This window comes from Nocardioides sp. Arc9.136, from assembly GCF_030506255.1.
Classification (GTDB): Bacteria; Actinomycetota; Actinomycetes; order Propionibacteriales; family Nocardioidaceae; genus Nocardioides.
The window spans coordinates 3,439,612-3,459,883 of the sequence record NZ_CP113431.1 but is presented as its reverse complement, the minus strand read 5'-3'; the positions used below and the strand labels follow the sequence as shown (position 1 = coordinate 3,459,883).

The window sequence follows — 20,272 nt, the reverse complement described above, 5'->3', positions numbered from 1 at the left end:
CCCTCAGCCCGCGGAGCCCCCGGCCCCGACCGCGCGCAGGACGAACGACTCGATCGTCCGCGCCGGGAGGTGCCGGGGGCTCAGGCACGCATGGACGAGGGGGAGCGTGGCCTCGACGTCCTCGACCACCATCCGCCCGGAGTCTCGCCCCGCGACCAGGACCGAGCGCAGGACGTCCTCGACCGCGACGACGTGCCCGCGGATCTCCCGGCGGGCCTCGTCGCTCAGCATCGCGAACAGCCGCGGCCCCAGGCCGAGGTGGAACTCCTCGTCCGCGGCGAGGTGGTGGCGCACGTAGGTGCGCAGCTGCTCGACCGGGTCGTCGGTGACGCCGAGGACCTCGGTCAGCCGGGCGACGTACCGCTCGGTCTCGTCGCTGGCGAAGGCGACGACGACGGCGGCCTTGTCGGGGAAGTGGTGGTAGATCGCGGTGCGGCCGATGCCTGCTCGCTCGGCGATCGCGGCCATGGTGACGGCGTCGTAGGACCGCTCGCCGACCAGCTCGGCGAAGGCGTCGAAGACCCGGCGTCGCAGGTCGGCGCGGTGCTCCTGCAGCGAACCGGCGCTGATGCGCGGCACGCGGCCACGCTACCGGTCGGTCGGCAGCGGCGCGGGGACCGGCGCGGGGACCGGTGCGGTCACCATCGCGGTGGCCATCAGCACGAGGTTCTGCACGAACCGCTCGGTCGGCAGCTCCTCGCGGCCGCTCGGCGGCAGCTCGCCGGCGCGGGCGCGCGCGGCCACCGAGTGCATGACGAACGCCGTCATCAGTGCCAGCCGCTCGTTCTCCAGCGACTGGTCCATCGCCATCGGCGCGAGCCGCTCCCGCATCAGCCCGAACAGCTCGTAGCCCCCGGTGCGGGCGAACGCGGCCTGGACGTCCGGTCCCAGGGGCGTGATGTCCTGCTGGACCAGCTCGCCGACGATGACGATGTAGCACCGCCCGCGCCAGCCCATCTCCGAGACCTCCGTGACGGGCCGCACGATCGCCTCGACGACCGAGGCGATGTCGTCGGCGGGGTGCTGCCGCGCGAGGTCGAGCAGCTCGACCTCGCGGCGGCCGATGTCGTCGGCGTGCTGCTCCAGGACGGCGGCGATCAGGCCCTCGCGGCTGCCGAAGTGGTAGTGGACCGCGCCCCGGTTGCGCTGCCCGGCCTGGCGGGTGATCTCGAGGAGCGAGGCGTTGTGCACGCCGTGCTCGGCGAAGGCCCGCAGGGCGGCGTCGACGAGCAGCTGCCGGGTGCTGCCCGCCGCGGTGTCCATGTCCGGGCTCAGATCCTGGGGACGATCCGGCCGAGGAGGTCACCCATGCGCGTGGCGGCGGCGCGCCCGGCCTCGAGCACCTCCGCGTGGTTGAGCGGCTCGCCGGTGATGCCCGCGGCGAGGTTCGTGACCAGGCTGATGCCCAGCACCTCCATGCCGGCCTCACGGGCGGCGATCGCCTCCAGCGTCGTGCTCATGCCCACCAGGTGACCGCCGATCGCCCGGGCCATGCCGATCTCGGCCGGGGTCTCGTAGTGGGGGCCGGGGAACTGCACGTAGACGCCCTCGTCGAGGGTCGGGTCGACCTCGCGGCACATCGCCCGCAGCCGGCTGGAGTAGAGGTCGGTGAGGTCGACGAAGTTCGCGCCGACGATGGGGGACCGGCCGGTCAGGTTGATGTGGTCGGAGATCAGGACGGGGGTGCCCGGCGTCCAGGTCTCCTTGAGCCCGCCGCAGCCGTTGGTGAGGACGACGGTGGAGCAGCCGGCCGCGGCGGCGGTCCGGACGCCGTGCACGACGGCGGCGACGCCGCGACCCTCGTAGTAGTGGGTGCGGGAGAGGAACGCCAGGACGTTCTTCTCGCCGACCTTGAGCGACCGGATCTTCCCCGAGTGGCCGGCGACGGCCGCGGCGCTGAAGCCCGGCAGGTCGGTGGTGTCGATCTCGGCGGTGGCCCCGCCGAGGGCGTCGACGGCCGGCAGCCAGCCGGAGCCGAGGACGAGCGCGAGGTCGTGGCGCTCGACGCCGGTCAGGTCGGCGAGGGCGGTGGCCGCCTCCTGCGCCAGGGCGTACGGGTCGGGGGAGCTGGTCTCGGTCACGGCGGAACTGTAGGTCAGGTCCGCCGCCCGGTCAGAGTCCTGTCGACCGGCAGGGGCGGCGCCTGAGGGCCGCGACGTAGTCGGCGGGGGCATCGGCGGCCTCGGCCGCGTCGGCCAGGACACCGAGGTACGACGCGGAGGGCAGCCCGCCCTCGTAGGCGTCGAGCACGTAGGTCCACACGACGACCTCGCCGTCCATGGTGGAGACCCGGACCTTGGTCTTGCGGTACAGCCCAGAGTCCGCGGCCTCCCAGCCGTCGAGGTGCTTCTCGTCCTCGCGGGTGATGTCGTAGACCGCGACGAAGACCTGCTCGAAGGGGTCCTGGACGATCGTGGAGAGCGCGCCGTCCCAGCCGTGCTCCTCGCCGCCGAACGTCAGCCGCCACCCGCTGAGCCACCCGGTGGTGCGCATCGGGGAGTGCGGGCAGCGCTCGCCCATCCGGGCGGGATCGAGGTTGGTCCCGTAGGCGGCGTAGAGCGTCACGTCCGCAGGCTACTGGTCGGTGGGCGACCCGGTCGGGGTGACCTGCGCGACAGAAGTAGGCTGGCGACCGTGACGAACCACTTCGATGTCCTCGTCCTCGGCGCCGGTCCCGGGGGCTACGTCGCGGCGATCCGCGCCGCCCAGCTCGGCAAGACGGTCGCCGTGGTGGAGGAGAAGTACTGGGGCGGTGTGTGCCTCAACGTCGGGTGCATCCCGTCGAAGGCGCTGCTCAAGAATGCCGAGCTCGCCCACGTCCTGACCCACGAGAAGGACAAGTTCGGCATCGAGGGCGACGCCACGATGTCGTTCGGACCGACCCACAAGCGCAGCCGCCAGGTCTCGGCCGGCATCGTCAAGGGCGTCCACTTCCTCATGAAGAAGAACAAGATCACCGAGATCGACGGCTGGGGCACCCTCACCGGCCCGACGTCGGTCGACGTGACCAAGGACGGCGAGACCACGTCGTACACCTGCGACGACCTGATCATCGCGACCGGCGCGCGGACCCGGCTCATCCCCGGCACCGAGCTCTCGGACCGCGTCGTGACCTACGAGGAGCAGATCCTCACCGACCAGCTCCCCGGCTCGATCATCATCGCCGGGTCCGGCGCGATCGGCGTCGAGTTCGCCTACGTCATGAAGAACTTCGGCGTCGACGTGACGATCGTGGAGTTCCTCGACCGGATGGTGCCCACCGAGGACGCCGACGTGTCCAAGGAGCTGCTCAAGCACTACAAGAAGCTCGGCGTGAAGGTGCTGCTGTCGACCAAGGTCGAGGGCATCGACGACTCCGGCGACAAGGTCAAGGTCACCGTCTCCAAGGACGGCGAGCAGCAGGTGCTCGAGGCCGACAAGGTCCTGCAGGCGATCGGCTTCCAGCCGCGCACCGAGGGCTACGGCCTCGAGGCGGCCGGTGTCGAGCTCACCGAGCGCGGCGCCATCGCCGTCGACGGCCGTGGGCGCACCAACGTCGACCACGTCTACGCCATCGGCGACGTCACCGGGAAGATGATGCTCGCCCACGCCGCCGAGGCGATGGGCATCGTGGCCGCGGAGACGATCTCCGGCGCGGAGACGATGGAGATCGACTTCGACATGATCCCGCGGGCGACGTACTGCCAGCCCCAGATCGGCTCGTTCGGGTACACCGAGCAGCAGGCCAAGGACAAGGGGTACGACGTCAAGACGGCGACGTTCCCGTTCTCGGCCAACGGCAAGGCCCAGGGCCTCGGCGACGCGGTCGGCTTCGTCAAGGTCGTCGCCGACGCCGAGCACAACGAGATCCTCGGCGCCCACATGATCGGCCCGGACGTCACCGAGCAGCTGCCGGTGCTGACCCTGGCCCAGCAGTGGGACCTCACCGCCGACGAGGTGTCGCGCAACGTCTTCGCCCACCCGACGCTGTCCGAGGCCGTGAAGGAAGCCGTCCACGGCATCGCCGGCCACATGATCAACTTCTGATGGCCACCGACCGCGTCGTCATCGTCGGGGGCGGGCCCGGCGGCTACGAGGCCGCGCACGTCGCCGCCCAGCTGGGCGCCGAGGTGACGGTCGTCGACACCGACGGGGTCGGTGGCTCGGCGGTCCTCACCGACTGCGTCCCGAGCAAGACCCTGATCGCGACCGCGGAGGTTATGGACGAGCTGGCCGGCGCGGCCGAGCTCGGCGTGATCTTCACCGACACCGAGGGCGACGCCGCGGAGACCATCCGCGTCGACCTGGCCCGGGTCAACGCCCGGGTCAAGCAGCTCGCCGCCGACCAGTCCGCCGACATCGCCCGCCGCCTGGCCAAGGACGGCGTGCGCGTCGTCGAGGCGCGCGGCCGGCTCGACGGGCCGGGCCGCGTCGTCGCGACCGCGGCCGACGGCTCCGAGCAGACCCTCGAGGCCGACGCGGTGCTCATCGCCACCGGTGCGGCCCCGCGCACGCTGCCGACCGCGCAGCCCGACGGCGAGCGCATCCTCACCTGGGAGCAGGTCTACGACCTCACCGAGGTGCCGACCGAGCTGATCGTGGTCGGGTCGGGCGTGACCGGCGCGGAGTTCGCCAGCGCCTACCTCAACCTCGGCATCCCGGTCACCCTGGTCTCCTCCCGCGACCGGGTGCTGCCGGGCGAGGACGCCGACGCGGCCACCGTGCTCGAGGACGTCCTGCGCCGCCGCGGCATGACCGTGCTGCCGAAGTCGCGGATGGAGTCGGTCACCCGCGACGGCGACGTCGTCACCGTCGCGCTCACCGACGGCCGCACGGTCCAGGGCTCGCACTGCATCCTGGCGCTCGGCTCGGTCCCGAACACCACGGACATGGGCCTCGAGGAGGCCGGCGTCGTCCTCAAGGACGGCGGCTTCGTCAACGTCGACCGGGTCTCGCGCACCTCGGCGCGCGGCGTCTACTCCGCCGGCGACTGCACCGGCGTCTTCATGCTGGCCTCGGTCGCCGCGATGCAGGGCCGGATCGCGATGTGGCACTTCCTCGGCGACGCGGTGCACCCGCTGGACCTGAAGAAGGTCTCCTCCAACGTCTTCACCTCCCCGGAGATCGCGACGGTCGGCTGGTCGCAGCAGGCCGTCGACGCCGGCGAGATGCAGGCCGAGGTCGTCACGCTGCCGATGTCGGGGAACCCGCGCGCGAAGATGCAAGGGGTCCGCGACGGCTTCGTGAAGCTGCTGTGCCGCCCGGGCACGGGCATCGTCGTCGGAGGCGTCGTCGTCGGCCCGCGCGCCAGCGAGCTGATCCACCCGGTCTCCGTCGCCGTCGCCGAGTCGCTCACCGCCGACCAGCTCGCCCAGGCGTTCACGGTCTACCCGTCGATGTCCGGCTCGATCGCCGAGGCCGCCCGGAGGCTGCACCACTTCTGAGCCTCCCGGCCCCCGTCCGCGATCCCACCGGCCCAGCAGTCACACCCCGCGCTGACCGGCGCTGACCTGCGGAAACTACAGATCTGTAGTTCACTCGCACCGATTGCGGGACTCCTGTGACAGGTGGTGCCATTGGTGCATGCGTCTGTTCTCGACCCTGGCGGCCTGCGCCCTCGTGCTGCCGGTCGCCCTGCTCCCGGGGGCGGCGCAGGCGGCTCCCGCCCGTGCCGCCGCGTCCACGGTCGACGACTGGGCGGTGCCGCGCACGGCGACCGTGACCATCACCGGTCGCGGCTACGGGCACGGCCACGGCATGTCGCAGTACGGCGCCGAGGGCGCGGCCCGGCAGGGCCTGGGCCACCGGGAGATCGTGAAGTTCTACTATCCCGGCACCCAGTGGGGGACGAGCCGGGGCCGGGTCACCGTGGCGCTGTCCACCGATCCCGGTGACGACGTCGTGGTCCGGCCGCGCCGCGGGCTGACGGTCCGGGACCTCGCCGGCGGCGACCGGCTGCGGCTGCCCGAGAACGGCGCGAAGCAGTGGCGCATCGCCGAGGCCGGGACGGGGAGGCTGCGGGTCGCCTACCGGACCGACAAGTGGCGCAAGTGGCGTGACCTCGCCGGCAACGGCGAGTTCTACGCCGGGGGAGCGCCGGTCACGCTGGTGACGCCGGTGGGCGACAGGCCCTACCGCGGCCGGCTCCGCGCCGCCCGCGTCGGCACCGGCGTCGAGACCGTCAACGACCTGAGGCTCGACAGCTACCTCAAGGGCGTCGTGCCCCTCGAGATCCCGGCGACCTGGAGCCCCGCCGCCGTGCGGGCGCAGGCCGTCGCGGCGCGTACGTACGCGTCGTACGAGCGTGCCCACCCGCGGGCCTCGGCCTACCAGCTGTGCGACACGACCTCCTGCCAGGTGTACGGCGGCGTGGCCGCCGAGCACCCCGCCTCCAACGCCGCGGTCGACGCGACCGCCGGGCAGGTGCTGACCGCCGGCGGGGAACCCGCCTTCACCCAGTTCGCCTCGAGCAGCGGCGGGTGGACCTCGGCCGGGTCGGTGCCCTACCTCACCGCGCAGAAGGACCCGTACGACGGCTGGGCCGGCAACCCGGTGCACCGGTGGAGCACGACGGTCGACGACGGCCGCATCGAGCGCGCCTGGCCCGCGGTCGGCGACCTGCGGCGGATCGTGGTCGCCTCGCGCGACGGCAACGGCCAGTGGGGCGGGCGCGTCGCCAGCGTCCGGCTGGTCGGCTCGCGCGGCTCGGTCACGGTGTCCGGCGACACGCTGCGGTCGGTGCTGGGGCTGCGCTCGACGTACCTCACCTTCAAGGTCGCCTCCCGCTGACGGCGGCGCGGTCGCACGGGGGGATGATTCCGCCCGTGAACCCGCCTGACGCCGCGCCCACGTCCGTCGCCGAGGTCGAGCGGCTGCTCGCCCGGATCGCCGAGGTCGACCCGGTCGTCCGCGCGGTCTGCACGGTCCACCCCGACGCCCTCGGCCAGGCCCGGGCGCGCGACGCCGAGTCCGCGGCCGGCCGCAGCCGCGGTCCGCTGCACGGGCGGGCCGTGCTGGTCAAGGACAACGTCGACACCCTCGACCTGCCCACGACCGCGGGCTCCCTGGTGCTCGCGGAGCGGCCGAACCCGGTCCAGGACGCCGCGCTGGTCGCCCGCCTGCGCGAGGCCGGGATGGTCGTGCTCGGCAAGACCAACCTCTCGGAGTGGGCGAACATCCGCGACTACGAGTCCACCTCGGGCTGGAGCGCGTACGGCGGGCTCACCCGCAACCCCTACGCGCTCGACCGGTCGGCGGGCGGGTCGAGCTCCGGCAGCGGCGCGGCCGTCGCCGCCGGCCTGGCGGCCTTCGCGGTCGGCACGGAGACCGACGGCTCGATCAGCTGCCCCGCGGCGTACAACGGCTGCGTGGGGCTCAAGCCGACCGTCGGCCTGGTGCCCACCACCGGGGTCGTGCCGATCGCCTCCTCCCAGGACTCGCCCGGACCGATGGCCACGACGGTGCGCGACGCCGCGGCGCTGCTGTCGGTGCTCGCCGGGGACGGCGTGGCCTACGCGGCGCACGCCGTCGAGGGTCGGTTGGCCGGGAAGCGGATCGGCGTGCCGCGCGGGCCCTACTGGGGCTACTCGGCCGAGGCCGACGCCGCCGCCGAGCGCGCGATCGCGGCGCTGTCGGCCGCCGGGGCCGTCGTCGTCGACGGCACCGACCTGCCGACGATGCCGGCCTCGCTCTACGACGACGAGCTGCTGGTGATGCTCGCCGAGCTGCGCACGGAGCTGGCGGCGTACCTCGCCGGCCGCCCGGGCGACGGCCCGCGCGACCTCGCGGAGGTCGTGGAGTTCAACCGGCGCCACGCCGACGTCGAGCTCGAGCACTTCGGCCAGGTCTGCCTCGAGGAGGCGCTGGCGGGCCCCGGCACCGACTCCGAGGAGTACGCCGCCGCGCGGGCGCGCTGCGTGGCCGCCACCCGCGAGGGCGGCATCGACCGGGTGCTGCGCGAGCACGCGCTGGACGTGCTGATGACCCCGTCCTACCCCCGCGCCCACCGGATCCGGCTCGACGGTCCCGAGGAGGTGATCGGTTCCTGCACCGGGGTGCCGGCGATGGCCGGCTACCCGCTGCTCACCGTGCCGACCGGGCTCGCCGACGGGCTGCCGGTCGCGGTGTCGTTCTGGGGCACCGCCGGCAGCGAGCGGACGCTGGTGGAGGTCGCCCACGGCTACGAGTCGCTGCGCCACCCGCTCCCCGCGCCGACGTTGGCGCCGTCCGTGGGCTGAGGCCGGCCTGGGCCGTGGTCGCGGCCACCCGGATCGTTCAATTGCACGATCGCGGTGGCGTGGGAGCGCTTCCTCGGTCGTGGCACCACCCGGATCGTTCAATTGCGCGATCGCGATCGCGGTGGCGGCCCGAGCCCCAGCCCGGGCCATCCCGGACCGAGCCGACGCCGACGCGGCGGACTCAGCCGCGGGCGCGGAGGAGCGGGCGGAGCGCGAGGCCGGCGAGGAGCGCCCAGAACGCCGAGCCGACGCCGAGGACGGTGACGCCGGAGGCGGCGACGAGGAAGCAGACGGCGGCGGCCTCCCGGCCGTCCTCGTCGGCGAGCGCGCCGGAGAGCGAGGCGGCGAGGGTGCCGAGGAGCGCCAGGCCGGCGGCGGCCTGGACGACGTCGCCGGGCGCGGCGACGACGACGGCGGTGAGCGCGGAGCCGGCCGCGGCGAGGACGAGGTAGGAGACCGCCGCGCTGGTGCCGGCCAGCCAGCGCCGGGAGCGGTCGGGGCCGGCCAGCGGACCCGCGGCCATTGCGGCGGTGATCGCGGCGAGGTTGACGGCGTGCCCGCCGAGCGGTGCGGCGAGCAGCGTCCCGAGGCCGGTGACCGCCATCGACTCGCGCCACGGCACGGCGTACCCGTGGCTGGCCATGACCGCGACGCCGGGGACGTTCTGCGAGGCCATCGTCACGACGTACAGGGGGAGCGCGATGGAGACCAGGGCCGGCAGGGTCCACTCCGGCGTCGTCCAGGCGAGGGTGGGCAGCAGGCGGTCGGTGTCGACCGTGTCGCCGGCCTCGAGCAGCACGACGGTGAGCGCGACGACCAGCGCGGCCGGCACCGCCCACCGCCGGAAGAGCAGCTGCCCGACGACCCAGGTGAGCACCACGGGACCGACCAGGCCGGGGGAGTCCGCCAGCCCGGTCACCGGAGCCAGGCACAACGGCATCAGCACCCCGGCCAGCATCGCGCGCGCCAGCGAGGCGGGGATGCGGCCCACCAGGTCGCCCAGCCAGGGCACCAGGCCGGTCAGGCCGATGAGGAGGGCGGTCACCACGAAGGCGCCCACCGCGGCCGGCCAGCCGCCCTCGACGGCACCGGTGGAGACCAGGAGGGCCGCACCCGGGGTCGACCAGGCGAGCGTGAGCGGGGTGCGGTGGCGCAGCCCCAGCCAGAGCATCCCGAGCGCCTGGGCCAGGCAGAGCGCGACCAGCCCCGACGCCGCCTCGGCCGAGGAGGCGCCCACGGCGGCGAGGCCTGCGAGGACGACGACGAAGGAGCTGCTGAACCCCACCACCGCCGTGACCACCCCCGCCACGACGGGGGTGGACCGGCCGGCGGCCAGGTGGGCGCCGGCCGCGCTCACCCGGCGCTCACCCGGCGCTCACCCGGCGCTCACCCGGCGCCACCCGCGCCACGAGCGGCTCACCGGCGCGTCACTCGGCCAGGACGAGCACCAGGTCGCCGCCCTCGACGGCCTGGGTGCCGCCGACGGCGACCCGCTCGACGCGGCCGGCGACGGGGGCGGTGATCGAGGCCTCCATCTTCATCGCCTCGATCGTGGCGACGGTGTCACCGGCGGCCACGGTGTCGCCCTCGGCGACCACGACCGTGACCACGCCGCCGAACGGCGCCGCGACCTGGCCGGGCCGGGAGGTGTCGGCCTTCTCCGCCGCGGCCACCTCGGAGGCCACGGACCGGTCCCGCACCGCGATGGGCCGCATCTGGCCGTTGATCGTGGCCATGACGGTCCGGAAGCCGCGCTCGTCGGGCTCGCTGATGGCCTGCAGGCCCAGGATCAGCCGGATGCCCTCGGCGAGGTCGACCTGGTGCTCGACGCCGGTGCGGAGGCCGTAGAGGTACTCGACCGTCGGCAGCACCGAGACGTCGCCGTAGGTCTGGCGCTTCTCCAGGAAGTCCTTGGTCGGCCCGGGGAACAGCAGCTGGTTCAGCGCACGCTGCCGGGGCGGTCCGGCCTGCGCGAGCGCGGCGCGCTGGTCCTCGGTGAGGTCCTGGTCGGGTGCCTGCCAGGTGCGACCCTCGAGCGCCTTGGTGCGGAACGGCTCGGGCCAGCCGCCCGGCGGGTCGCCGAGCTCGCCGTTGAGGAAGCCGATCACCGAGTCGGGGACGTCGAAGCGGCCCGGGTCCTCGGCGAACTCCGCCGGGTCGGCGCCGATGCCCACGAGCGAGAGCGCGAGGTCGCCGATGACCTTGGAGGACGGGGTCACCTTGGGGACGTTGCCGAGGATGTCGTTCGCCGCGGCGTACATGTCCTCGACCTGCTCGAACTTCTCGCCGAGGCCCAGCGCGATGGCCTGCTGGCGTAGGTTCGACAGCTGCCCGCCGGGGATCTCGTGGCGGTAGACGCGACCGGTCGGCGAGGCGAGGCCGGACTCGAACGGCGCGTAGACGCGGCGGGTGGCCTCCCAGTACGGCTCCAGCGCGTTGACCGCCGCCAGCGACAGCCCGGTCTCCCGCTCGGAGTGGTCGGTGGAGGCGACCAGCGCCGAGAGCGGCGGCTGCGAGGTGGTGCCGGCCATCGACGAGGTCGCGGCGTCGACGGCGTCGACCCCCGCCTCGATCGCCGCGGTCAGCGTCGCGAGCTGGCCGCCGGTGGTGTCGTGGGTGTGCAGGTGCACCGGCAGGTCGAACCGCTCGCGCAGCGCGGTCACCAGCGTCCGCGCCGCCGGGGCGCGCAGCAGGCCGGCCATGTCCTTGATCGCCAGCACGTGCGCGCCGGCCTCGACGATCCGCTCGGCCAGGCGCAGGTAGTAGTCGAGCGTGTAGAGCTGCTCGCCCGGGTCGGACAGGTCGCCGGTGTAGCACAGCGCCACCTCGGCGACGGTGGTCCCGGTCGCGCGCACCGCCTCGATCGCCGGGCGCATCTGCTCGACGTCGTTGAGGGCGTCGAAGATCCGGAAGACGTCGATGCCGGTGGCGGCCGCCTCCTCGACGAAGGCGTCGGTCACGGCGGTGGGGTACGGCGTGTAGCCGACGGTGTTGCGGCCGCGCAGCAGCATCTGCAGGGCGATGTTCGGCACGGCCTGGCGCAGCTGGGCCAGCCGCTCCCACGGGTCCTCGGCGAGGAAGCGCAGCGCCACGTCGTACGTCGCGCCGCCCCACGCCTCGAGCGACCACAGCTCCGGGGTGGTCCGGGCGACGTGCGGGGCGACCGTCAGCAGGTCGCGGGTGCGCACGCGGGTGGCGAGGAGGGACTGGTGGGCGTCGCGGAAGGTCGTGTCGGTGACGGCCACCCGGGACTGCTCGCGCAGCCGGCGGGCGAACTCCTCGGGCCCGACCTTGAGCAGCAGCTGGCGGGTGCCGTCCGGCGCCGGGACCTGCAGGTCGGTCGGCGGGAGCTTGCTCGCGGGGTCGACCGAGACCTTCGCCTCGCCGTGCGGCTGGTTGACGGTGACGTCGGCGAGGTAGGTCAGCAGCTTGCTGCCCCGGTCGCCGCTGCCGCGCGCCTGGAGCAGCTGCGGGTGGGTCTCGATGAACGACGTCGTGACGTTGCCGGAGGCGAAGTCGGGGTCGTCGAGCACCGCCTGCAGGAACGGGATGTTCGTCGACACGCCGCGGATGCGGAACTCCGCGACCGCCCGCCGGGCCTTCTCGACCGCCTTGTCGAAGGTCCGGCCGCGGCAGGTCAGCTTGGCCAGCATCGAGTCGAAGTGCGCAGAGACCTCGGCGCCGGTGTAGACGGTGCCGCCGTCGAGCCGGATGCCGCCGCCGCCGGGGGAGCGGTACGTCGTGATCACGCCGGTGTCGGGGCGGAAGCCGTTCGCGGGGTCCTCGGTGGTGATCCGGCACTGCAGCGCGGCGCCGCGCAGCACGATGCCCTCCTGGGAGAGGCCGAGGTCGGCGAGGGTGTCGCCGGAGGCGATCCGCAGCTGGGACTGCACCAGGTCGACGTCGGTGACCTCCTCGGTCACGGTGTGCTCGACCTGGATCCGGGGGTTCATCTCGATGAAGACGTAGTTGCCCTGCGGGTCGAGCAGGAACTCCACCGTGCCGGCGTTGCGGTAGCCGATCTCGCGGGCGAAGCGCACGGCGTCCGCGCAGATCCGGTCCCGCAGCTCGGGATCGAGGTTCGGCGCCGGCGCGATCTCGACGACCTTCTGGTGGCGCCGCTGCACCGAGCAGTCGCGCTCGAAGAGGTGGATGACGTTGCCCTCGCCGTCGGCGAGGATCTGCACCTCGATGTGGCGCGGGTCGACGACGGCCTGCTCGATGAAGACCGTCGGGTCGCCGAAGGCCGCCTCGGCCTCCCGCATGCAGGTCTCGACCGCCTCGCGGAGGTGCTGGTGGTCCGGGCCGGGCTCGTCGACCTTGCGCATGCCGCGGCCGCCACCGCCGGCGACGGCCTTGACGAAGAGGGGGTAGGGCATCTCCGAGGCCGACGCGACCAGCGCGTCGACGTCGGTGGAGGGCTCGACGCTGGCGAGGGTCGGCACGCCGGCCGCCTTGGCCGCGGCGATCGCGCGCGCCTTGTTGCCGGTGAGCTCCAGCACCTCGGACGTCGGCCCGATGAAGGTGATGCCGGCCTCGGCGCACGCCTCGGCGAGCGCGGGGTTCTCCGAGAGGAACCCGTAGCCGGGGTAGACCGCGTCCGCGCCGGCGCGCACCGCCGTGGCGACGATCGCCTCGGGGTCGAGGTAGGCCCGCACCGGGTGCCCGCGCTCGCCGATCTCGTAGGCCTCGTCGGCCTTGAGCCGGTGCTCGGACCACCGGTCCTCGTAGGGGAAGACCGCCACCGTCTTCGCGCCCACCTCGTAGGCGGCGCGGAACGCACGGACCGCGATCTCGCCGCGGTTGGCCACGAGCACCTTGGAGAACATGGCGGACAGGCTAGGGGTCCACGGCCGTCACCGCCGTGGCGGAGGCCACGCGCGAGACGACCGGCGGCACGGGACCGGCCCGGGACCGGCCCGGGACCGGCCCGGGACCGTCGCCGCCGGGCCGCCGCTACACCGGCCGGTTGCGGAACCGGCGTCCGGTCAGCAGGCGCACGAACCCCAGCAGGACCCAGCAGCCGAGCACGATCGGGAGGCCGAAGAAGAGGCCGGCAGCGATCCCTCCGCCGGTGCCGCCCCAGTAGTCGCCCTCCTGCCGCACGAGCGGGTCGGCAGGGAGCTGCTCGAGCCACTCGGGGATGCGCAGCGCCGCGTCGCCGAGGTACGACGGCTCGTCCTCCGCCTCGCCCCAGTCCTCGGCGTACCGGTCCATCGTCCAGCCCGGCGAGACCTGCGTCGTGCTGGCCTCGGGGCCCTGCCAGAGCACCAGCACGCCCGGCTCGTCGAGCCGGTGGAGGACCTGCTCGGCGGCCTGGATGTAGTGGTCGTAGCCCGCGAACCAGCTGTCGCGCCAGACCAGGACGTAGACCGGGAGGTCCCGCTCGGCGACGAGGTCGGCGATCTCCTCCTCGGCGGCCTCGTCGAGCATGGCCCGCCCGTCCGCGGTCACGTGCACGTGGTCGTCGCGCAGACCCTCCGCCGCGGCCACCACCCGGTCGCCTGCTGCGAAGGCCTCGTCGGGACTCTCGTCGAGCCGGTGGTCGACCACCAGGGCGGCGCCGGCGCCCAGCACGAGCGCGGCCACGCCGCAGGCCAGCCGTCCCAGCGCCGTCACCGCGACCGCCGCAGGTCGGCGGCGACGTGCTGCCACAGGTCGTCGACGAACGCGCCGTACCCGGTGCGGGCCCAGACGGTGTCGAGCTCGTACCAGGGCCGGGCGCGCCCGAGCAGCCCGCCGCGGACCACCATCGGCGCCAGCGCCGTGCCGGTGGCGCGGGTGCACCGCGGGCACGCCGGCACGGTCAGCTCGCGGTCCCCGACGGGGACGGTGCGGCGTGCGGTGCCCTCGCCGTGGCGGGGGTCGAAGAAGCACGGGCGGTACGGCGCTGGTGCCTGAGCCTGTTCCTGGGCCTGTTCCTGGGCTTGTCCCCGTGCCGACCGGCGCGAGCGCTTCCGCGTGCCCGCGGCCCGGGTGGCGACCCGGACGAGGACCAGCGCCCCGAGCAGGTCGTCGAGGTCGGCGGGATCGGTGCCGGTGCGCTCGAGCAGCGAGCGGGCGGTGTCGTAGGACCCGTCCACCAGCTCCCGCTGCTCCGGTCCGAGCGGCCGGCCCGCACCGCGGGCGAGCAGCCGCGACAGGGACTCCAGCTCGCGCTCGGCGGTGGCGCGGACCTCCGCCGGGCCGGGCGCGGGCGCCGGGGCGTCGCCTCGGGCGGCACGACGCTGCTCCGACGAGCGGGTCCGTCCCGTCCGGCGGGCGGCCGCCACCGGGCCGGCGGCGGGGGCCGTCTCGCGCCACCGGAATGCCGTGCGCAGCAGCAGGTAGGAGCAGCCGGCGACCGCGACGAGCGCCAGGGTGCTGCCCATCGCGTAGGTGCCGGAGGTCGGCACGTCGTAGTCGAGGTCCCACTCGGCCGGCTCCTGGAAGACCGTCCGCCCCGACCAGGAGTCGAAGCGGTCCTCGGAGACCTCCTCGCCCCGGTCGACGGCGTCGAGGACGTCGAGCGTGCGTGCGGCGATGCCCGCGGGGGCCAGCCCGGCGTTCGCGCCGCCCTCGGGCCGCAGGCCGGTCTCGACCTCGTAGCGCAGGGTCGCCTCGGGCACGTCGCCGAACGAGGCGAACGTCAGGGCGTGGCTCTTGGGGTCGGTCTGCACGACGTAGAGCCCGTCCCCGCCGATCCGCTCGTGCAGGCGGGTCGCGAGGTCGCGGCCGGGGTCGGTCCCGGAGAGGCCCTCGGGACCCGGCGCCAGCACGACGTACGCCGGGTAGCCGAGGCCGTCGACGACCTCGGTCAGCGCCGCGTCGACCTCTTCGGTGCGGCCGTTGCCGAAGAGCGGGTCGACGAGGACGTGGTCCTCGGCCAGCGACCCGGCCAGCGACTCCAGGTCGGTGACGCCCGGCGTCGCGTCGGCCGTCACCGGCGACCACCGCGGTGCAGGCGCCGGACCAGGTCGGGCTCGAGCGCCCCGAAGCCGGTGGAGGCCCACGGCTCGCGGTCGGTCTCGAAGTAGTGCTGGGGCCTGCCGCGGACGACCACCTCGAGGATGTCGGGCCGGCGCCCCGCCTGGAGGTCGCGGCGGCAGGCCGCGCAGATCGGCGCCTCGACGCGGCGGCCGTCGTGCTCGAGGGCGTGGTCACGCGACGCGCGGCCGTGCAGCGGGTTGAGGAAGCAGCGGGTGGAGGGCTCGAACGGCCGGCCGCGGCGGGCGGCGGCGAGCGCCTCCTCGCCACGCCCCGCGAGCACGACGGCGCCCACGGCGTCGAGCGGGTCGACCTCGGCGGTCGGCTCGTCGGGGAGCAGCCGCCCGGCGGCGTCGTAGTGGTCGAGCGCCGCCGCCCAGGCGCTTGCGCCCGAGCCGCCGAGGTCGGCGGCGTCGATCCGCTCGCCGAGGGCCAGCACGTCGGCGCGGGCGCGGCGGGCCAGCTCGGCGTCGCCGGCCTCGCGGACCCGGTCCAGCACGGAGTCGGGCAGCGCGAACGTCCGCGCCCCGCGACGGGCACGCACCCGCCGCCCCACGGCCGCGGCGCCGAGGCCGAGGGCCGCGAGGAGGACCAGGACGGTCACGCCGCCGACCACGGCGTCCGAGGTGTCGCCCTCGTCGGCGTACGACGTGGAGGACCCGGTCGAGCCGCCCGACTCGCGCTCCGCCTCGTACCGCGCGGAACGGCCGTCGCTCGCCGCGGCGGCGGCGGCCTCGTAGGTCCCGTCGTCGAGGTGCCGGACCAGGGACAGCAGCGCGTCGGCGAGGGGCTGGGCGTCGCCGTCCGCGTCGGACACGAGCAGGGACTCGGCGTCCCGGGCGACGTCGGGACTGCCCGCCACGTCGCCCCACTGCTGGACCGCCGGACGCACCTCGCGGCCGCCGGGGATGGTGGGGTACGACGCCGGCTCGCCCTCGGCGACCGCCCACTCGCTGTTGGCGCCGACGTAGAGCCCGTCGGGTCCGCCGGCGTCGTGGACACGCGCGAGCAGGTCGTCACCGGCGTAGATGCCGCTGTCCTCGGGCGGGCGGACCAGCACGACGTGGACCGGCACGTCGGCCTCCGCCAGGGCCTTCCGCACCGCCGCGACCTCGGCCTCCGTCATCCAGGTCTCGGTGCCCGGCCCGAGGTGCAGGCCGGAGGTCGTCAGGTCCTCGACGATGGCGTCGATGTCGTCGGCCACGGCGTGCTCCTCCCGGTCGCCGGGCGATCGTAGAGGAACGGCTCGACCAGCCCGGGGGTAGCCGCGGCGGCGAGGGCGACCGCGTCCGCCTCGGGCACGTCGAGCAGCGTCACCGCCTGACGACCGCCCGCCGTCGTGGCGACCAGCGAGACCAGCCCCACGCGGCGCTGGAACCAGGTGGCACGGAGGTTCCAGCCGATCACCGCGTCCACGTCGAGCACGTCGCGCCGGCGGTAGAGGCTGCCCGACCGGCTCACGACGTACCCCTCGACCAGCGCGTGCCCGAGCGAGCGCGACCGGTCGGCCGCCAGGGCGCAGGCGACCACCGGCGCCACCACGGCCAGGACCAGCAGCCAGGTGGAGGCCAAGCCGGCCCGGGCCGCGAGGACCAGGCAGGCGGCGGCGACCCCCAGGGCGGGCACCAGCGCCCGGGTCCACCGCCGGCGGGTGGCGGCCGGACCGTGCCGGCGCAGGGGTACGTCGACGGGCCCGGCGACGCCGAGCACCCGCCGCGCGGTCGCCTGGACCACGCCGCGCGGCGCGGGCGGCACGAGCACCGAGGAGGACTCCTGGCCGTCGCCGAGGCCCGTGACGATCGCGGCGAGCCGGCCGCCCCCGGTGGCGCGCAGCCCGAGCGGCTCGCCGAGGGTCACGCCCGCCAGCCGGGCGTCGTCGAGGCTGGTCTCGCGGGTGGTGAGCAGGCCGCGCGACAGGTGCCAGGCCCGGTCGGCGTGGCCGAGGGTGAACCCCCAGTTGGCGAACAGGTAGCCGCCGACCGCCAGCACCGAGGTCACCACGCCGACAGCCAGGACGGCGGCCACCGCGGCCAGCAGCACCGGCGCGCCCGCGGCGCGGTCGGCCCACGAGGAGACGTCGAGGCGGCGGGTCCCGCCCACCGCCTCCAGCAGCTGCACGCCGCCGCCGAGGACGCCGGCGCCGAGCACGACGCCGGTCGAGGTCAGCGGGGCGAAGCGCGCCCAGGCGGGGTCGAAGGTGAGCACCGGCGGGGGAGCGGTCGGCGCGGGACCCGCCTCGCCCGGGTCGAGGGCTCCGCCGGGCCCGGGAGCGGCCCGGAGCAGCTCCTCGCGCAGCCGGCGCGCCCGCTCGACCGGCAGCCCGTCGAGGTCGAGCTGCTCGTCGTCGCTGGTCGAGGCGGTGCCGGTGCCGACCCGCACGGTCGTGAGGCCGAGCAGGCGGTGGATGGGGGAGGCGGTCAGGTCGACGGTGCGCACGCGGTCGACCGGGGTCGAGAGCACGTGCCGCTCGAGGAGCCCGCGGCGCAGCTCGACCCGGCCGCCGGCGACGCGGTAGCTGGTGGTCAGGTACCGGAGCAGGCCGAGCGCGACGGGCACCAGGATCCCGAGCAGCTGCCAACCACGGGCGCCCGACGCCGTGCCCGCGACGAGCAGGCCGAGCAGCACCGGGGCGAGCTTCGCGGTCTCCCGGACCGGGTGCACCAGGAGCATCCGCGGGTCGAGCCGCTGCCAGTCCTCCGGGGCGCCGGGCAGGCTCACGTCGCGTCGCCGTCGACGGCGTCGGCGCGCGCGGTCAGCTCCGCGACGAGGTCCCGGGCCAGGGCCCGGTCGAGGCCCTCGATCTCGAGGGCGCCGGCGGCCGAGGCCGTGGTCACGGTGACCGTCGCCAGGCCGAAGAGCCGCGCCACCGCGCCCTCGGCGCGGTCGACGGTCTGGATGCGCGAGAGCGGCGCGATCCGCTGCTCGCGCGCCCACCACCCCCGCTGGGTGTGGACGGCGGTGTCGGTCACCTCCCAGCGGTGCACGGCGTAGCGCCACTGCGGCACCACCGCCACCCACCCGAGCACCGCCGCCCCGGCGAGCGCCACCGCCCACCAGGGCACGTCGACGGCGTCCACGGTGAGGTCGACGACGAGCACGACGCCGATGGTCACCACGCCCTCGACCAGGGCGGTGACCTGCCACATCAGGCGGGCTCGGGGACTCACCCGGTGGCGCGGCTCGCGCAGGACGGTCGTCACGCGGACACGCTAGCCAGCCGCCCGCCGGCGGCCGGGAGTCGCGTCAGTCCTTGACCTCGCAGATGACCGCGCCGTTGGTGACGGTCTGCCCGACCTCGGCCTGCAGGCCGGTGACGGTGCCGGCCTTGTGCGCCTTGAGCGGCTGCTCCATCTTCATCGCCTCGATGACCACCACGGTGTCGCCCTCGGCGACCTCCTGGCCCTCCTCGACGACGACCTTGACGACCGTGCCCTGCATCGGGCTGGTGACCGCGTCGCCGCTGGCCGCCGCACCGCTGCCGCCGCCCTTCTTTCGCTTGGGCTTCTTCGCAGCCGCACCGGCGCCGCCGCCGGCGGAGATGCCGCCCAGCCCGGCCGGGAGGACGACCTCGAGGCGCTTGCCGCCGACCTCGACGACGACGCTCTGCCGCTCCTCGGGCTCGTCGGCCTCGGCGGCGTCACCGGAGTAGGGCTCGATCCGGTTGTCGAACTCGGTCTCGATCCACTGCGTGTAGACGTCGAAGGAGCCCTCGCCCGAGGGCGTCGAGGCGCCGACGTACGCGGGGTCGGAGACGACCGCGCGGTGGAAGGGGATGACGGTCGGCATGCCGTCGACGACGAACTCGTCCAGCGCGCGGCGCGAGCGCTCCAGCGCCTGGGTGCGGTCCCGGCCGGTGACGATCAGCTTGGCGATCAGGGAGTCGAACGAGCCGGGGATGGTCTCGCCGTTCTCGTAGCCGCCGTCGAGTCGCACGCCCGGGCCGCTCGGCGGGCTCCAGGCCGACAGGGTGCCGGGCGCCGGCATGAAGTTGCGGCCGCCGTCCTCGGCGTTGATCCGGAACTCGATGGAGTGGCCGCGGATCTCCGGGTCGTCGTAGCCGAGCTCCTCGCCGGCCGCGATGCGGAACATCTCGCGGACCAGGTCGATCCCGGTGACCTCCTCGGAGACGCAGTGCTCGACCTGCAGGCGGGTGTTGACCTCGAGGAAGGAGATGGTGCCGTCCTGGGCGACGAGGAACTCGCACGTGCCGGCGCCGTGGTAGCCGGCCTCGCGCAGGATGCGCTTGGAGGACTCGTAGAGCTCGGCCAGCTGCTCGTCGGACAGGAACGGCGCGGGCGCCTCCTCGACGAGCTTCTGGTTGCGGCGCTGGAGCGAGCAGTCGCGGGTCGAGACGACCACGACGTTGCCGTGCTGGTCGGCCAGGCACTGGGTCTCGACGTGGCGCGGCTTGTCGAGGAACTTCTCGACTAGGCACTCGCCGCGGCCGAAGGCGGTGACCGCCTCGCGGACGGCGGACTCGTAGGCGTCGGGGATCTCCTCGAGCGTGCGGGCGACCTTGAGGCCGCGGCCGCCGCCGCCGAAGACCGCCTTGATGGCGACCGGGAGGCCGTTGGCCTTCGCGAACTCCACGACCTCGTCGGCGTCCTTGACCGGGTCCTTGGTGCCCGGCGCGAGCGGGGCGTTCGCCTTGTCGGCGATGTGCTTGGCCCGGGCCTTGTCGCCGAGGGCCTCGATGGCGGCGGGCGGGGGGCCGATCCAGGTCAGCCCGGCGTCGATGACGGCCTGGGCGAAGTCGGCGTTCTCGGCGAGGAAGCCGTAGCCGGGGTGGACCGAGTCCGCGCCGGACTTCTCGGCCACCGCGATGATCTTGGCGATGTCGAGGTAGGAGTCGGCCGGGGTGGCGCCGCCCAGGGAGTGGGCCTCGTCGGCCAGCCGGACGTGCATGGCGTCGCGGTCGGGCTCGGCGTACACCGCGACGCTGCCGATGCCCGCGTCCTTGCAGGCGCGGATGACCCGCACCGCGATCTCGCCTCGGTTGGCGATCAGGACCTTCGTGAGGGGCTTGCTCTCCGGCACCGTGGGCACTCCTGGCTCTCTCGGACGCTCGTTCGACGGACGGGTCGGGCGAC

At 74.6% G+C, this 20,272-nt stretch carries 16 protein-coding genes; 4 read left to right on the top strand and 12 right to left on the bottom strand.

The window, feature by feature from the left end:
- Window positions 1-3: 3 nt before the first annotated feature.
- The 4 genes from OSR43_RS16755 to OSR43_RS16740 are packed head-to-tail and all read right to left on the bottom strand — an operon-like array spanning window position 4 to window position 2,565.
- On the bottom strand, window positions 4-579 hold the full coding sequence (locus OSR43_RS16755) for a TetR/AcrR family transcriptional regulator (protein WP_302267843.1): 576 nt from the start codon (window positions 577-579) through the stop codon (window positions 4-6).
- 9 nt (window positions 580-588) lie between these two features.
- Window positions 589-1,263: a TetR/AcrR family transcriptional regulator gene (locus tag OSR43_RS16750; RefSeq protein WP_302267842.1), complete on the bottom strand. Its 675-nt coding sequence runs from the start codon at window positions 1,261-1,263 to the stop codon at window positions 589-591.
- An 8-nt stretch (window positions 1,264-1,271) separates the two neighbouring features.
- Window positions 1,272-2,081 (bottom strand): purine-nucleoside phosphorylase, encoded by an 810-nt coding sequence (locus tag OSR43_RS16745; RefSeq protein ID WP_302267841.1) that lies wholly within the window; start codon window positions 2,079-2,081, stop codon window positions 1,272-1,274.
- A 31-nt stretch (window positions 2,082-2,112) separates the two neighbouring features.
- Complete coding sequence (locus tag OSR43_RS16740) at window positions 2,113-2,565, bottom strand: gamma-glutamylcyclotransferase (protein ID WP_302267840.1); 453 nt, start codon at window positions 2,563-2,565, stop codon at window positions 2,113-2,115.
- A 69-nt stretch (window positions 2,566-2,634) separates the two neighbouring features.
- Here OSR43_RS16740 and lpdA point away from each other — a divergent pair, with 69 nt between their 5' ends.
- From lpdA to OSR43_RS16720, 4 genes are all read left to right on the top strand, one after another.
- Entirely contained in the window at window positions 2,635-4,026 is a 1,392-nt protein-coding gene (lpdA, locus tag OSR43_RS16735) for a dihydrolipoyl dehydrogenase (protein ID WP_302267839.1), read from the top strand.
- Window positions 4,026-5,423: an NAD(P)H-quinone dehydrogenase gene (locus tag OSR43_RS16730; protein ID WP_302267838.1), complete on the top strand. Its 1,398-nt coding sequence runs from the start codon at window positions 4,026-4,028 to the stop codon at window positions 5,421-5,423. Before lpdA ends, OSR43_RS16730 begins: the two co-directional genes overlap by 1 nt.
- 139 nt (window positions 5,424-5,562) lie before the next feature.
- The gene (locus tag OSR43_RS16725) at window positions 5,563-6,768 is read left to right on the top strand and encodes a SpoIID/LytB domain-containing protein (protein WP_302267837.1); all 1,206 of its coding nucleotides are present in this window, start codon (window positions 5,563-5,565) and stop codon (window positions 6,766-6,768) included.
- A 35-nt stretch (window positions 6,769-6,803) separates the two neighbouring features.
- A complete protein-coding gene (locus OSR43_RS16720) occupies window positions 6,804-8,216 on the top strand; it encodes an amidase family protein (protein ID WP_302267835.1) in 1,413 nt (470 codons plus the stop codon).
- 181 nt (window positions 8,217-8,397) lie between these two features.
- Here OSR43_RS16720 and OSR43_RS16715 read toward each other — a convergent pair whose 3' ends face one another.
- The 8 genes from OSR43_RS16715 to OSR43_RS16680 all read right to left on the bottom strand — a co-directional run bounded on the left by OSR43_RS16715 (window position 8,398) and on the right by OSR43_RS16680 (window position 20,219).
- The gene (locus OSR43_RS16715) at window positions 8,398-9,573 is read right to left on the bottom strand and encodes a benzoate/H(+) symporter BenE family transporter (RefSeq protein WP_302267834.1); all 1,176 of its coding nucleotides are present in this window, start codon (window positions 9,571-9,573) and stop codon (window positions 8,398-8,400) included.
- Between the two features lie 70 nt (window positions 9,574-9,643).
- Window positions 9,644-13,045: a pyruvate carboxylase gene (locus OSR43_RS16710; RefSeq protein WP_302267833.1), complete on the bottom strand. Its 3,402-nt coding sequence runs from the start codon at window positions 13,043-13,045 to the stop codon at window positions 9,644-9,646.
- 127 nt (window positions 13,046-13,172) lie between these two features.
- The gene (locus tag OSR43_RS16705) at window positions 13,173-13,835 is read right to left on the bottom strand and encodes a hypothetical protein (RefSeq protein WP_302267832.1); all 663 of its coding nucleotides are present in this window, start codon (window positions 13,833-13,835) and stop codon (window positions 13,173-13,175) included.
- The gene (locus tag OSR43_RS16700) at window positions 13,832-15,139 is read right to left on the bottom strand and encodes a hypothetical protein (protein WP_302267831.1); all 1,308 of its coding nucleotides are present in this window, start codon (window positions 15,137-15,139) and stop codon (window positions 13,832-13,834) included. Before OSR43_RS16700 ends, OSR43_RS16705 begins: the two co-directional genes overlap by 4 nt.
- A complete protein-coding gene (locus OSR43_RS16695) occupies window positions 15,136-16,386 on the bottom strand; it encodes a hypothetical protein (protein ID WP_302267830.1) in 1,251 nt (416 codons plus the stop codon). Before OSR43_RS16695 ends, OSR43_RS16700 begins: the two co-directional genes overlap by 4 nt.
- Entirely contained in the window at window positions 16,350-17,900 is a 1,551-nt protein-coding gene (locus OSR43_RS16690) for a PH domain-containing protein (protein ID WP_302267828.1), read from the bottom strand. The genes OSR43_RS16695 and OSR43_RS16690 overlap by 37 nt, the downstream gene beginning before the upstream one ends.
- Window positions 17,897-18,382, bottom strand: coding sequence for a PH domain-containing protein (locus OSR43_RS16685; RefSeq protein ID WP_302267826.1), 486 nt, complete (start codon window positions 18,380-18,382; stop codon window positions 17,897-17,899). Before OSR43_RS16685 ends, OSR43_RS16690 begins: the two co-directional genes overlap by 4 nt.
- A 43-nt stretch (window positions 18,383-18,425) precedes the next feature.
- Window positions 18,426-20,219 (bottom strand): biotin carboxylase N-terminal domain-containing protein, encoded by a 1,794-nt coding sequence (locus OSR43_RS16680; RefSeq protein ID WP_302267825.1) that lies wholly within the window; start codon window positions 20,217-20,219, stop codon window positions 18,426-18,428.
- Between the last annotated feature and the right edge of the window lie 53 nt (window positions 20,220-20,272).

Coding starts and splice junctions, on each gene's coding strand:
- OSR43_RS16725 (WP_302267837.1), top strand. CDS start 5,563: ATGCGTCTGTTCTCGACCCTGGCGGCCTGCGCCCTCGTGCTGCCGGTC.
- OSR43_RS16750 (WP_302267842.1), bottom strand. CDS start 1,263: ATGGACACCGCGGCGGGCAGCACCCGGCAGCTGCTCGTCGACGCCGCC.
- OSR43_RS16710 (WP_302267833.1), bottom strand. CDS start 13,045: ATGTTCTCCAAGGTGCTCGTGGCCAACCGCGGCGAGATCGCGGTCCGT.
- OSR43_RS16730 (WP_302267838.1), top strand. CDS start 4,026: ATGGCCACCGACCGCGTCGTCATCGTCGGGGGCGGGCCCGGCGGCTAC.